This window comes from Streptomyces cyaneochromogenes, assembly GCF_003963535.1.
In the GTDB taxonomy this organism is placed as follows: Bacteria; Actinomycetota; Actinomycetes; order Streptomycetales; family Streptomycetaceae; genus Streptomyces; species Streptomyces shaanxiensis.
This window is the reverse complement of the sequence record NZ_CP034539.1, coordinates 790,504-804,174: the sequence shown is the minus strand read 5'-3', so window position 1 is coordinate 804,174 and position 13,671 is coordinate 790,504. Positions and strand designations below refer to the sequence as shown.

Sequence of the window (13,671 nt, the reverse complement as noted above, 5' to 3'; positions counted from 1 at the left end):
CCTCAGGAGGATGACCGTGAGCGCTGACGGATTGCCCGGGACTGCTGCGCCGGGTGACCCCGCCCCACCGCCGGGCCTGGTGGTCGTCGGGTACTTCGACCAGCCGGCGGGGTACGGGGTCAACCGGCCGCGCGGCGCGGACAGCTGGCTGTTCACGTGGACGACCGGCGGACGGGGGCTGCTGCGGCACGGAAGCGCCGAGGCGCCGGCCGGCGCGGGGGACCTGGTCGTGCTCGCGCCGGGTGTCCCGCACCGCTACGGGGTCGAAACGGGCGCACGGCACTGGGAGTTCTGGTGGGCGCACTGCCAGGCCCGGCCCTCCTGGCGGTCCTGGCTGCGGCCGTACGACACCGGTGAGGGGATGTACGTCGTCACACCGGCGCCGGACGCGGTGCACGGCCGCGTCGAGGCGGCGTTCCGCCGGATGCTCGCCGACGCGCGCTGGACGGGGACGGAGGCGCCGCCCGACGTGGCGCCGGAGGACGAGCCGGTCGCCGTGGCGCACGGCACCGCGGCCCGCGAACTCGCCCTGTGCTCACTGGAGGAGGTCGTCCTGCTCACCGCGGGCACCGCCCGGGCGCCGCAACCCCGCCCCGGTGTCGATCCGCGGGTGCGCCGGGCGCAGGCGCTGATCGCCGCCGATCCGGCCGCCCCGCACACCGTTCGCTCGCTCGCCGACCAGGTCGCGCTCTCGCCCTCCCGGTTCGCGCACCTCTTCACCGGGCAGACCGGGCAGTCACCGATGCGCGCGCTGCGCGAGGCACGTCTGCGACACGCCGCCCGACTTCTGGAGAGCACCGACCTGTCCGTGGAACGCGTGGCGGCCGCTTCGGGGTTCGTCAGCCCGTTTCACTTCAACCGGGTGTTCCGGGAGCGGTACGGGATGCCGCCCGGTGTGTACCGGGCGGGCGGTTCAATGGTTGGCGCGTGACTTGTGAAGGCTCCGTGAAGGGGTGCGCGCGCGTATGACCAGGCGAAAAGGCCGGAGTTCGCTCGTTCAATGGTTTACGAAGGAGTCTGCGGGGATGCGAGTGAATGCGATTTCCAATTGCCCCGCGGATACGCCGCAATGATCTCGCCCCGCTATTGACCGTTCGTCAAATACTGATCGCCGGGAACGTAATGCGCAAAACCAGGGAATGACTTGTTCCCTGCCGCTGACCTGTGGAAAGGTGTGCCTCGCTCCCACACGCCCCACGCTTCACAAGAGCTGCGCGCGGAGCATACCCCTTGGTATGGACCTTTAATGCCGCATGCCCTCCGGAGGAATGCCACCGTGCATGACGCTGGCCCGTCGAATTCCCCTCGCGACGCCCGTCTCTTTGAAGTGACGGACGCTCAACTGAGCGCCGAACTCAAGAGGTGGACTGGGGCGACACCGGCGCTCCATCCCGTGGGTGAACTCCTCGACCGGCACTGGGAAGCGGGCTTCGCCTACGCACGGCTGTGCACCGTGGACGCCCGTTCCGCGGGAATGCTCACCACTGCGGCATTCACCCGCCTTTTCGGCGAAACGCTGCGACACACCGGACCGACGGCCGCGTGGCGTCCCCAGCTGCTCGTCACCGTGCGGCGGATCGCGGCCGAGTGGGACACCGACCGCAGACGCGAACTGCTCCACCCCGAGCTGCGGTCCGAGTCGGACGGAGCGGAGCGGGCCGCGGCCCGTATGCTGCCGTCGGCCGAGCGCCGGCTGCTGACCGGGGCCTTCCAGCGGCTTCCCCAGTCGGCCCGGTGTCTGCTGTGGCACACCGAGGTCGAGGCCGAGCCGCTCGCCGTCCCGGCCGGACTCCTGGGCCTCGACGAGGAGTCCGCCCGCGTCGAACTGGACCGGGCCCGCGAGCGGCTGCGCGAGGAGAGCCTCCAGGTCCACCGCGAACTCGCGCCCGATCAGGAGTGCCGGCGTTACCTGCGGATGCTGGACGTCACCTACCGGCGCGGCGGCGTCGACATCGACCCCGACCTGCGCGAGCACCTGAGCCGCTGCGCGCACTGCAGCGACACCGCCGAGGAGCTGAACTTCTTCAACGCCGGGCTAGGCATCGCGCTGGCCGAGGCGGTGCTGGGCTGGGGCGCGGGAGCCTATCTGGAGTCGAGGACGAGACAGGCCGACACGCCGGCGGAGGGGCGGCCGCCGGCGCGGGCGGCACAGATCGCGGGCGAGTCCTTCTTCGCCGACGAGGTCGCGTCCGCCCCCGCCGCAGAGGCCGCTTCGGGTGCGGCCCCAGTTCCCGCCCCTGCCGCGGAGACGTTCGCTCCCGGAGGCGAGGCGTTCGCTCCCGGAGGCGAGGCGTTCGGACCCGGAGGTGAGGCCTTCGGACCCGGAGGTGGGGTATTCGCCTCCGGAGGTGAGCCGTTCGCCCCCATGGGAGGGACGGCAGCCCCCGCAGGCGAGCCCTTCACCGCCGCGGACGTGGCCTCCCCGCCCGTGGAACCGGGCCCCCGAAGCGCGCGCCGGACAGCCCGTCGAGCCGCGCGCACCGCCCCCGCCGTACCTTCCCGCCCCGGCGACCGCACCCCCGCCGCGCCCACCGACGAGACCCGTACCTGCTCCGGCCGCTCGGCCCTCAAGGCCGCACGCCGTGCCGCCCGGCGCCGCAACCTCACCGCGGCCGTCGTCACCGTCAGCGCCCTCGTCGTCCTCCCCCTCGTCGTCTGGTCAGCGCTCGGCTCCGGAGACGACCCCGCCCCGTCCGCCGGCGACCGTCCCGTCGAAACGCCCGGCCCCGACGCGGGCTCCACCACCGGCAACCCGTCCTGGGCGGGCGCCGCCGAGGCCGCGAAGGGCGATCTGCGGGGCCGACTGCACAACATCGGGTCCGGGCTGTGTGTCGGCATCGTCGGCGGGAAGGCCGTCGAGAACGCGGAGACCGAACTCGCCAAGTGCTCGGCGGAGCCCGGACAGCAGTGGTCGTACGAGACCGACGGCCTGATGCGCAGTGCCGCGGACCCCGATCTCTGCCTCGACTCCAACCTCGGCTACTCGGTCCGGCTGGCCCCGTGCAAGGGCGCCTCCGACTCCGAGAACAAGAACGTCCGCTACGACTTCACCCTCCAGGGCAGCCTCGTGCCGCGCTTCGACCAGGACCTGGCCCTCAGCCCCGCCGCCACCGACGGCTCGGGCGCCCTGGTCCTCAAGACCCGCGACGACGACGGCGACGCCCAGCACTGGGTGATCGACACGTCGAGGACGGAGCTCCAGCTGGAGGTGGTCAACTGGGACACGGAGGTCGAGTCCGACACGCCGAGCACACCGACCCCGACGCCCACACCCAAGTCGTCCAGGACCCCGACTCCCACCCCGACGCCGTCCGCGACCCCGTCGGCTGATCAGCCGACGTCCACGAGCCCGTCCCCGACCGACGTGTGCTCCTCCTACCCGTACTACTGCTCCTGGGACGGCCAGTACGGCGGGTCCGGCGGCGGCTACGGGTCGGGCGGATCCGGGGGGTACGGCGGCGGCTACGGATACGGCGGATATGGCGGGTACGGATACGGCGGCAGCGGCCGCCCCTGACCGCCGGTCAGCCTCCGGTGCCGGGCTGGAACACCGTCAGGCGCACCGAGGACTCGTTCCCTGCCACGGGTACCTCACCGTGCGTCCACGCCACCTCGAGCGGATCCCGCTCGTCCGGCGGTGTCACGAGCAGCGCCTTGGGCACGGCGGTACGGGCCCCGCTGATCTCCGGGCTGGCGAAGCTCAGCCCGGCCCATGCGCTCCGGCCCGGGGCCAGCGACACGCTCGTCGGTGTGTAGGGGGACCGCTTCGGGTCCGGGCCGAGCTGTTTGCCGGAGGCGTCCACGAACGCGGCACCGGGGTAGCCGCGGACGGTGCAGGTGCGGTCGGTCGTGTTGGTCAGCACGATCGGGAAGTTCCGCTGCCCCGCCCCGGGACTGGGACGGCCGATCTTCGCGCGCAGCTCGGAGGTGTGGCAGCGCGGGGCGGCGGCGGCCGACTGGGTCACGGGGCTGCCGGTGTCGGTGCCCGGTCCGGTGGTGCCCGGCTCCGTCGTGCCCGGCCCGGATGCGGTACTCCCCGTGTCGGCCGTGGCCGTACCGCTGCTCGTGCCGGCCGGTGGCCGAACGGTACCGCCGGCGTCCGCGCCGCTGCCGCAGCCGGCGACCAGGCCCAGCAGTGCGACGGCGGTCACGAGGGGAGTCGCTCGGTGTGAGGAGTGAAATGCCCGTGCACGTCCCATAGTTGTCACGACTCCCCGTTTTTCCGCAGGCTACTCACTCATCGTCACTCCTCGTCGACGAGCCCGATCTCCGCCCAGATCGTCTTGCCGTCCGTCGTGTGCCGGCTGCCCCAGCGCTGGGTGAGCTGGGCGACCAGCAGCAGCCCGCGGCCGCCCTCGTCGAAGGTCTTGGCGCGGCGCAGATGCGGGGCCGTGTGGCTGGTGTCGGAGACCTCGCAGATCAGCGTGGCCGCGTCGTGGATCAGCCGGAGCCGGATGGGGTGGATGCCGTAGCGGATGGCGTTGGTGACCAGCTCGCTCACCACCAGCTCGGCGGTGAACGACGCCTGGCTCAGACTCCAGGCGCCGAGCTGCTCCACGACCTGCTTGCGGATGGGCGCGACGAGCGCCGGGTCCGCAGGGATGTCCCAGGTCGCGACCCTGGAGGCGGGCAGCCCCTGGGTGCGGGCCAGCAGGAGTGCCACGTCGTCGGCGGCGTCGCCCGTCGGGAGCAGGGCGTTCAGGACGCGGTCGCATGTCTCCTCCAGCGAGTCGTAGGAACCCGTCAGCGCTTCGCGCAGCAGCGCGTGGCTGGCGTCGACATCGCGCTCACGGGTCTCGATGAGGCCGTCGGTGTAGAAGGAGAGCACCGTGCCCTCGCGCAGTTCGATCTCGGCGGACTCGAACGGCAGCCCGCCCAGGCCCAGCGGCGGTCCGGCGGGCAGCTCGATCTCCCGCGGCTCGCCGCCCGGCGGGACGATGACCGGCGAGGGGTGTCCGGCCCGGGCCATGGTGCAGCGCCGGGAGACCGGGTCGTACACCGCGTACAGACAGGTGGCGCCGACCTCGCCGGGACTGCCCTCGTTGCCCGTCTCCTCGGACAGGCGCACGACCAGGTCGTCGAGGTGGGTCAGCAGCTCGTCGGGCGCGAGATCGATGTCGGCGAGGGTGCGTACGGCGGTGCGCAGCCGGCCCATGGTGGCCGAGGCCTGGATGCCGTGCCCGACGACGTCCCCGACGACCATCGCGACCCGCAGCCCGGACAGCGGGATCACGTCGAACCAGTCGCCGCCCACCCCGGACCGCGCCGCGGGGAGATAGCGGGAGGCCGCTTCGAGCGCGGCGGTGCGCGGCAGGGACCGGGGGAGCAGGCTGCGCTGCAGGGCCAGGGCGGTGTCGCGTTCGCGGGAGTAGCGGCGGGCGTTGTCGATGCAGACGGCCGCCCGTGCCGTGATCTCCTCGGCGAGCAGCACGTCGTCGGGCGTGAACGGCTCGGGGTTCATGAACCGGGTGAGCACGGTGACGCCCAGCGTGGTGCCGCGGGCCTGGATCGGCACGGACATGGTGGTGTGGATGCCGTACTCCCGGATCCGCTCGGCGCGTGCCGGGTCCCAGGAGAGCCATTGGCCGAGGTCGCCGGTCGAGGTCGAGGCCACGATGGCGTGTCCCGCCAACAGCGCGTCGGCCTGGGGCGACGGGGCCGGATACTCGTCCACGGTCCCCGGCTTGACCACGGCTTCGGGGGTGCCGTGGTTGACCGACCGGTGGGCGGCCCGGCGCAGGGCGACCGGGGCCGTCAGCCGGCCGGTGGGCAGTTCGCCCCCGTGTTCCGGAGGGTCCAGCAGGTCGACGCTCACGAAGTCGGCGAGGGCGGGGACGCAGATGTCCGCCAGCTCCTGGGCCGTCCGGGTGACGTCGAGGGTGGTGCCGATGCGCACGCTGGCCTCGTTGACCAGTTGCAGCCGCTCCTGGGCCAGGTACTGATCGGTGAAGTCGTGCGCGGCCACGGACACGCCGCGCACCCGGCCCTTGCCGTCGGTGATCGGGGCCATGCGGGCCAGCCAGGCGTACGTCCTGTCGCCGCCGACCGGGATGTACGTGCGTACGTCGGTGCCCCGGCCCGTGGTGAGCACGCGCAGGAGCTGGCGCTCGATGTCGTGGCTCTGGGCCCTTCCGGTCAGCTCGGGCGCCCGCAGCCCGCGCACATGTTCCTCGGAGAGGCTGAGGACCTCCGCCATGACGGGGTTGATCCTGCGCAGGCGGAGCCGTTCGTCGTAGATGGCGATGGCGCAGGGCGATTCGAGCAGCCCGACGTTGTCCAGCGGATCGTCGGGCAGCCGAGGGCGGTCCGCCTCGATCGGCGTGACCACGAGCCAGCGGTCGGGCCCGGCGTCCTGCGGCCGAACCCGGTGGGCGAGCAGCCACACGGTGATGTGGCTGCCGTCGCGATGGCGCAGGGTGAGGATGCCGTCCCACCGCTCGCCCTCGGGGGCGCCGGAACCGCGGTGCCCCCCGTCGGCCAGCAGATCCGTGGCGGGGCGTCCAAGGACCGCGGCGGCCGGGTGGCCCAGCAGTCGCTCCGCCCCGGCGTTCCACTCGACGAGCGTGCCGCTGTCGTCGATGACCGCCCGGGCCGTCGCGGCCTCGTCGAACGGATACTCCGGGCTCATGCTCGCCACTCCAACGCGCACACTCACGGTGAACAAGCGTGTCAGCGGGCTCCAGCGTAGTGCTTCGGCGACCCGTACGTCCCGGAACCCTCTTGGCGCACTCTTGACTGCTCCGCGTGCCATCCCGTCAGAATCTGTTTGTTCACGATCAGTTGTGAGTACTTATGGGCCCTGATGGGGGAGGGGCACGACAGTCACTCGAAGATCGTTACTGCTGGCCTCCACGGCCACTCCGACGGCCGGAGGGCTGCTGAGCGGCCCCACGGCAACGGGCCGTGGAACTCGCCGAGGCCGGCGCGCCCGGCCGCCGCACGGTCCCGCTGCGCGCCGGCTCGCTTCGCCCTGGTGAACCCGGGCGGCATCACCGACCCGACCGGCGAGTGCGCCGACGCCGCCGAGCCCGGCCATGACGACTCGGGCCGGCGCGAGGTCGCGGTGCCGCACGACGGGAGGTGGGGTTCGACGGCGTCTACATGGACTCCTACGTCTACTGCGACGGCAAGGAGGCCGGCCACCGGCTGGTCCAACGGATTCCTCAAGGTGGCGACGGCGCTGCTGTCGGCCTTCGACGGGGCCAGGCCCGAGGACTGGGTGAGTGTGCACTTCGGCCGGGCGCGGATGTTCGACCGGGTGGAGGTCTCGTTCACCGTGGACGCGACGCACACCCTGCCCGCGTCGGTCGCGGCGGAGGTGTGGGACGGCCGCCGGTATGCGCCGGTGGAGGGCACGGCCGTCGACTGGGCGACTGCCTCGGACACGCCGACCGTCGTCACCTTCGACGCGGTGCGCGGCTCCCGACTGCGACTGACCCTGACCAGCGTCTACCCCCTGGGAGCCTCGCGGAGCGATACGGATCAGCAAGCTGGAGGCACCCGCCACCTGACCCACGTCACGGTCCGGACGGCCGGTTCGGCAGCGCCCCTTCAGGGGCGCGGGCTGTATCGATATGCGGATCCGCCGCGCGGGCGCGACAAGCCACAGCGGCGCCGCAGCTAACAGACGGCCTGTCCCGGCACCTTCCAGCGAAGCGTTGTGTCCGGACTGTTGACGGAGTGTCATGTCGCCAACAAACATGGCTGCGTCCGCATCTGGGAGCGCTCCCACCGCGAGCGTCACCCGCCCCTCCCCCGAGGAGCCCAGACGTGAAACGACGCAGAACCTTCCTGCTGACCCTGACGGCCCTGCTGGCCGCAGGCCTCGCCGCACCGGCCGGCGCCGAAGAGGTCGAGCAGCTCAAGAACGGCACCTTCGACACCACCACCGAGCCGTGGTGGACGACCGGCAACGTCACCGCCGGCCTGTCCGCCGGACAGCTCTGTGCCGACGTGCCCGGCGGCACCGCCAACCCCTGGGACGCCGCCGTCGGCCAGAACGACATCACCCTGGTGAAGGGCGAGTCGTACCGGATCTCCTTCACCGCGAACGGCTCGCCCGAGGGGCACGTCGTGCGGGCGGTCGTCGGCCTGTCGGCGGCGCCGTACGACACCTACTTCGAGGTGACGCCGGAGCTGAGTGTCTCCGGGAACTCCTACGCGTACACCTTCACCGCCCCCGTCGACACCCCGCAGGGCCAGGTCGCCTTCCAGCTCGGCGGCAGCGCGGACCCGTGGCGCTTCTGCATGGACAACGCGTCGCTGCTGGGCGGCGTGCCGCCAGAGGTGTACGAGCCCGACACCGGGCCCCGGGTGCGGGTGAACCAGGTCGCCTATCTGCCCGCCGGACCGAAGAACGCCACCCTGGTCACCGCCGCCACCGAGAAGCTGCCCTGGCAGCTGAAGAACGCGTCCGGCGCCGTGGTCGCGCACGGCTTGACCGTGCCGCGCGGCACCGACGGCTCCTCCGCGCAGAACGTCCACTCCATCGACTTCGGCGCCTACCGCAAGCAGGGCAAGGACCTCACGCTGGTCGTCGACGGAGAGACGAGCCGCCCCTTCGACATCGGCACGGCCGCCTACGAGCGGCTGCGCCTGGACGCCGTGAAGTACTACTACACGCAGCGCAGCGGCATCGCCATCCGCGACGACCTGCGACCGGGCTACGCCCGCCCCGCCGGACACGTCGACGTGGCGCCCAACCGGGGCGACGGCGCGGTGCCCTGCCAGCCGGGCGTGTGCGACTACACGCTCGATGTCACCGGCGGCTGGTACGACGCGGGCGACCACGGCAAGTACGTCGTCAACGGCGGCATCTCCGTGTGGGAGCTGCTGAGCACGTACGAACGCGAACGCCTGGCCCGCACCGGGGAGCCGGCGAAGCTGGGCGACGGCACGCTCGCCATCCCGGAGAGCGGCAACAAGGTCCCGGACATCCTGGACGAGATCCGCTGGGAGCTGGAGTTCCTGCTGAAGATGCAGGTGCCCGCCGGGCAGCCGCTGGCCGGCATGGCGCATCACAAGATCCACGACGAGCAGTGGACGGGCCTGCCGCTGCTGCCGAGCGACGACCCGCAGAAACGTGAACTGCATCCGCCGTCCACCGCGGCGACCCTGAACCTGGCGGCGACGGCCGCGCAGGCGGCACGCCTGTACAGGCCGTACGACAAGGAGTTCGCGGCGAATGCGCTCGCCGCCGCCCGCAAGGCCTGGACGGCAGCGCTCGCACACCCCGACCGGTACGCCTCCGAGAGCGACGGCATCGGCGGCGGCGCCTACGCCGACAACAACGTCACCGACGAGTTCTACTGGGCGGCCGCCGAGCTGTATCTGAGCACAGGGGAAAAGGAGTTCTCCGACCACGTCCTCAACTCCCCGGTGCACACGGCCGACATCTTCGGCGCCCTCGGATACGACTGGGCCCGGACGGCGGCAGCGGCCCGGCTGGACCTGGCGACCGTGCCGAGCAGGCTGCCCGGCCGGGACAAGGTGCGCCAGTCCGTGGTCAAGGGGGCGGACCGGTACGTGGCCACGCTGAAGTCGCAGCCCTACGGGATGCCGTACGCCCCCGACGGCAACCTCTACGACTGGGGCTCCAACCACCAGATCCTGCACAACGCCGTCGTCATCGCCACCGCGTACGACATCACGGGTGCCTCGAAGTACCGTGACGCGGCGGTGCAGAGCATGGACTACCTCTTCGGCCGCAACGCGCTGAACATCTCGTACGTGACCGGGTACGGCGAGGTCAACTCCCGTAACCAGCACGCCCGTTGGTACGCCCATCAGCTCGACCCGAGCCAGCCGAACCCGCCGGCCGGCACGCTCGCCGGCGGCCCGAACTCGAGCATCCAGGACCCCTACGCACAGAGCAAACTCCAGGGCTGCGTCGGTCAGTTCTGCTACATCGACGACATCCAGTCCTGGTCGACGAACGAGCACACGATCAACTGGAACTCCGCCCTGACCCGGATGGCCTCCTTCGTGGCGGACCAGGGCTGACGGCGGAAGAGCACAGCAGGGGCCCGCTGCCGACGGGTGCGGCGGCGGGCCCCTGCGGTGTCCGCGGCGCTCGCTACGGGGTGACGTTCTTGACCGGGAGATCCTTGCTCGCGCCGGCGATGTAGTAGTCCGTGGGCGCGGAGAAGATCGCGAACTCGTTGTCGTAGTCGCGGATCGTGGCGCGGACGGTGAAGTTGCCGCGCGCGTCGGTGGTGGTCTGCGCGTTGTGCTCGCTCTCGAAGTACGTCCGCAGGAACACCCGGGTGCCGGCGATCGGGCCGTGCCCGGCGGGCCAGGCGACCCTGCCCTTGACGACGAGGGTGTCGCCCTCGCGCACCTTGGTCCTGTTGACCCGGTAGCTGATGACGCTGGTGACGGGCTCCACCTTGACCGTGGTGTCCGCGAAGGCCATGTGGAAGTCGGTGGGGTCGGTGTCGTAGATCGCCCGGAACATCACCTGGTGGCGTGGGGCCGGACAAGGGCTCGGCCGGTCGTCGACGCGGTCCGCGGGAACGTCCTCCAGGGTGAACCGCCCCTCGGCGTCCGTGCGGACGGTGCCCAGGCCCCGGGTCTCCCACTGGGTCGGGTCGATGGGGTCTCCCCAGGGGTTCCAGGTGTCGAACAGCACCGATTCCTCGAGCTGGACCGGCGCGTCGGCGACGGGGGTGCCGTCGGTGCGGGTGAGGCTGCCTTCGGGTGTGACAGCGGGGCGTCACCCGGGGTTGTGGGGGCCGTCGGGAGGGGACGGCCCTGGTACACGCCGTACGACCGCTTGGCGCCGACAGTTTCCCTGCGGTTCGTGCTCCACGAGCTCGCCGGGCCGCTCGTGAGCGGTCAGGGTGTGGAGTTCGGCGCGGCTCAGCGGCTCGTGCACCTCGACGTACTCGCCGTGCGGAAGCCGCTTGATCACGCCGGTCTCGCGGCCGTGCGACACGCGTTCCCTGTCGCGGAGTTGGAGTCCGAGACAGATGCGGCGGGTGACGACGAACACGAACACCGGGACGACCAGGGCGGCGATACGGATCGTCCAGGTCACCGTGTTGATCGACAGATGGAGCCGGGTCGCCACGATGTCGTTGCCACCGCCCGCCAGAAGGATCAGATAGAGGCTGATCCAGGCCGCGCCGATCCCCGTGCGGACAGGACGGTTGCGGGGGCGGTCGAGGAGGTGGTGCTCTCGTTTGTCGCCGGTGACCCGGGACTCCAGGAAGGGGTACACGCCGATGAACACCAGCAGGAGCGGGAAGACCACGACCGGGATCAGCACCCCCAGGACGAGCGTGTGGCCCCACAGTGTGATCTCCCAGCCCGGCATGATGCGGACCAGTCCCTCGGCGAAACCCAGATACCAGTCGGGCTGGGCGCCGGTGGAGACCTGGTCGGCGCGGTAAGGGCCGTACGACCAGACCGGGTTGACGGTCGCCACGGCGGCCATGAGGGCGAGGGCGCCGAAGACGAGGAAGAAGAAGCCGCCCGCCTTCGCCAGGTACACCGGCATGAACGGGGCGCCGACGACATTGCGTTCGGTGCGTCCGGGGCCCGCGAACTGGGTGTGCTTGTGGTACACGACGAGCAGGAGGTGGGCCACGACCAGCGCCGCCATGATGCCCGGGATCACCAGGATGTGCAGCGAGTAGAAGCGGGCCACGATGTCGTCGCCCGGGAACTCGCCGCCGAACAGGAACATCGACAGATACGTCCCGACGATCGGAACGGACAGCAGGGCCCCGTTCACGAACCGCAGACCCGTCCCCGACAGCAGGTCGTCCGGCAGCGAGTAGCCGAACAGGCCCTCGAACATGCCGAGGAACAGCAGACTCCACCCGAACAGCCAGTTGATCTCCCGCGGCTTGCGGAACGACCCGGTGAAGAAGTGCCGCATCATGTGCGTGAGCATCCCCGCGACGAAGACCAGCGCCGCCCAGTGGTGCAGCTGCCGCATCAGCAGCCCGCCCCGCACGTCGAAGCTGATGTCCAGCGTGGAGGCGTACGCCTCGGACATGCGCACGCCGTTGAGCGGGAGGTAACTGCCGTGGTAGGTCACCTCGTTCATCGACGGGTGGAAGAAGAAGGTGAGGTACACGCCCGTCAGGATCAGCACCACGAAGCTGTACAGGCATATCTCGCCCAGCAGGAAGGACCAGTGGTCGGGGAAGACCTTGCGCAGGTACTTCCGGCCGAGGGAGTGGATGCCGAGCCGCCCGTCGAACCAGTCCGCGACCCGCTCGCCCCTGCCCGGCCCGGGCAGTTCCCGGGTGCTCACGCCTCCTCCCTGCGCACATGCGTGAGCTTGTCCGGGTTGCTCACGACGTAGACGCCGGACACCCGGTCGCCGTCCGGCGTCAGGTCCAGCACCAGGACGGCGTACGGCTCCTCGCCCTGGAACAGCACCGCCGCGTCGTCGCCGTTGACACGCCGGTACGTCAGGTCCAGCCCGCCCGCACCGCCGCCCCGGCGCGCGTACGAGCCGAAGAACCGGACCACCTTGTCCCGGCCCCGCACGGGACGCAGCCCCGCCGGCTTGCGCTTGCCCCCGGCGTCCGTCCACACCGTCACGTCCGGCGCGAGGATCTCCATGAGTGCCGCGATGTCACCGCCGACCGCGGCCCGCACGAACCGCTCGGTCGCCTCCCGCCGCACCCGCGGATGCGCCTCGTACAGCGGCCGCCGCGCATGCACATGCTCCCGCGCGCGATGCGCCAGCTGCCGTACGGCCGCCGGGTTGCGGTCGATGATCTCCGCGATCTCCGTGTGCGGGTACCCGAACACCTCGTGCAGCACGAACACCGCGCGTTCCAGCGGTGACAGCGACTCCAGGACGACCAGCATCGCCAGCGACACGGACTCGGTGCGCAGCGCCGGGTCGTCGGCGCCGGCCCCATCGCCGTCCGCGACCAGCGGCTCGGGCAGCCACGGGCCCACGTACGTCTCCTGGCGGCGGCTGACCGCGGCCCGCCGGGCCAGGGCGTGGTTCACGGCGATCCGCACGAGATACGCCCGCGGGTTCGCGATCCCGTCGAGCGGTGAGCCCCCGCCGCGCGCCGTCCACGACAGCCAGGTCTCCTGCAGGACGTCCTCGGTGTCGGCGACGCTGCCGAGCATGTTGTAGACGACGCCGAACATCAGCTCACGGTGCCGGACGAAGACGCCGGTCGCGTCGTCGGTGACGGGTACGGGGCTGTCGGACATACGGGGGCCTCCCAGTGCGCGCTCACTACTGCGAGGCCCGGCGTGGGCCGGAGTGTGACATCCCACGGCCGAATGTGACCCACGTCTCGGGGTCGTCGTGTGAGCGTCCAGGGGTCGCCCTCCGAGCGGCCCGGTGCCCGACAGAGCGTTCCGTATCCCCTCGGTACCGTCGTGCATCACACTTGACCTGCATGTATTTACGCGTAAGTACCCGAGCGGTACCGTGAGGGCATGCCAGCTCTCAACGTGGAGTTCAGCGACCGCGAGCTAGAGGACCTGCGGCAGATCGCCAAGGAACGCGGTACGTCGATGAAGGCGCTCGTGCGGGAGGCGGCCGCGGCCGACATAGCCCGGCACCGGGCGCTGCAGGAAGGCGCCGAGGCGTTCCGCCGGTTCTTCGCGACGCACGCGGACGAGTTCGCGGCCGCCTTCCCCGACGACGAACCGCCCGCAAAGGGCGAGGGGCGGGCTGCCTGACCG

The 13,671-nt window shown here is 71.4% G+C and carries 10 protein-coding genes; 5 read left to right on the top strand and 5 right to left on the bottom strand.

Going from position 1 to position 13,671, the window contains the following annotated elements:
* The first annotated feature begins 10 nt into the window (after nt 1-10).
* Together EJ357_RS03270 and EJ357_RS03265 are read left to right on the top strand one after the other, a co-directional pair.
* A complete protein-coding gene (locus tag EJ357_RS03270; RefSeq protein ID WP_126388410.1) occupies nt 11-931 on the top strand; it encodes a helix-turn-helix domain-containing protein in 921 nt (306 codons plus the stop codon).
* 345 nt (nt 932-1,276) lie between these two features.
* Nucleotides 1,277-3,517: a ricin-type beta-trefoil lectin domain protein gene (locus tag EJ357_RS03265; RefSeq protein ID WP_228472948.1), complete on the top strand. Its 2,241-nt coding sequence runs from the start codon at nt 1,277-1,279 to the stop codon at nt 3,515-3,517.
* Between the two features lie 7 nt (nt 3,518-3,524).
* Here the strand turns inward: EJ357_RS03265 and EJ357_RS03260 are convergent, their stop codons facing one another.
* Both EJ357_RS03260 and EJ357_RS03255 read right to left on the bottom strand, forming a co-directional pair.
* The gene (locus EJ357_RS03260; protein WP_126388406.1) at nt 3,525-4,199 is read right to left on the bottom strand and encodes a DUF4232 domain-containing protein; all 675 of its coding nucleotides are present in this window, start codon (nt 4,197-4,199) and stop codon (nt 3,525-3,527) included.
* A gap of 44 nt (nt 4,200-4,243) precedes the next feature.
* Complete coding sequence (locus EJ357_RS03255; RefSeq protein ID WP_126388404.1) at nt 4,244-6,628, bottom strand: SpoIIE family protein phosphatase; 2,385 nt, start codon at nt 6,626-6,628, stop codon at nt 4,244-4,246.
* Nucleotides 6,629-6,973: 345 nt separating this feature from the next.
* On the opposite strand from EJ357_RS03255, the gene EJ357_RS50465 reads away from it, so the two are divergent.
* Both EJ357_RS50465 and EJ357_RS03245 read left to right on the top strand, forming a co-directional pair.
* Complete coding sequence (locus EJ357_RS50465) at nt 6,974-7,624, top strand: hypothetical protein (protein WP_323377802.1); 651 nt, start codon at nt 6,974-6,976, stop codon at nt 7,622-7,624.
* Nucleotides 7,625-7,770: 146 nt separating this feature from the next.
* Complete coding sequence (locus EJ357_RS03245) at nt 7,771-10,002, top strand: glycoside hydrolase family 9 protein (RefSeq protein ID WP_126388402.1); 2,232 nt, start codon at nt 7,771-7,773, stop codon at nt 10,000-10,002.
* Nucleotides 10,003-10,075: 73 nt separating this feature from the next.
* Here EJ357_RS03245 and EJ357_RS03240 read toward each other — a convergent pair whose 3' ends face one another.
* The 3 genes from EJ357_RS03240 to sigJ all read right to left on the bottom strand — a co-directional run bounded on the left by EJ357_RS03240 (nt 10,076) and on the right by sigJ (nt 13,191).
* On the bottom strand, nt 10,076-10,630 hold the full coding sequence (locus EJ357_RS03240) for a hypothetical protein (RefSeq protein WP_126388400.1): 555 nt from the start codon (nt 10,628-10,630) through the stop codon (nt 10,076-10,078).
* 84 nt (nt 10,631-10,714) lie between these two features.
* Complete coding sequence (gene qcrB, locus EJ357_RS03235; RefSeq protein WP_126388398.1) at nt 10,715-12,265, bottom strand: cytochrome bc1 complex cytochrome b subunit; 1,551 nt, start codon at nt 12,263-12,265, stop codon at nt 10,715-10,717.
* Nucleotides 12,262-13,191, bottom strand: a complete 930-nt coding sequence (sigJ, locus tag EJ357_RS03230) for an RNA polymerase sigma factor SigJ (protein ID WP_126388396.1) — start codon at nt 13,189-13,191, stop codon at nt 12,262-12,264. The genes qcrB and sigJ overlap by 4 nt, the downstream gene beginning before the upstream one ends.
* Nucleotides 13,192-13,422: 231 nt before the next feature.
* Here sigJ and EJ357_RS03225 point away from each other — a divergent pair, with 231 nt between their 5' ends.
* Entirely contained in the window at nt 13,423-13,668 is a 246-nt protein-coding gene (locus EJ357_RS03225) for a hypothetical protein (RefSeq protein ID WP_030845137.1), read from the top strand.
* Nucleotides 13,669-13,671 lie beyond the last annotated feature (3 nt).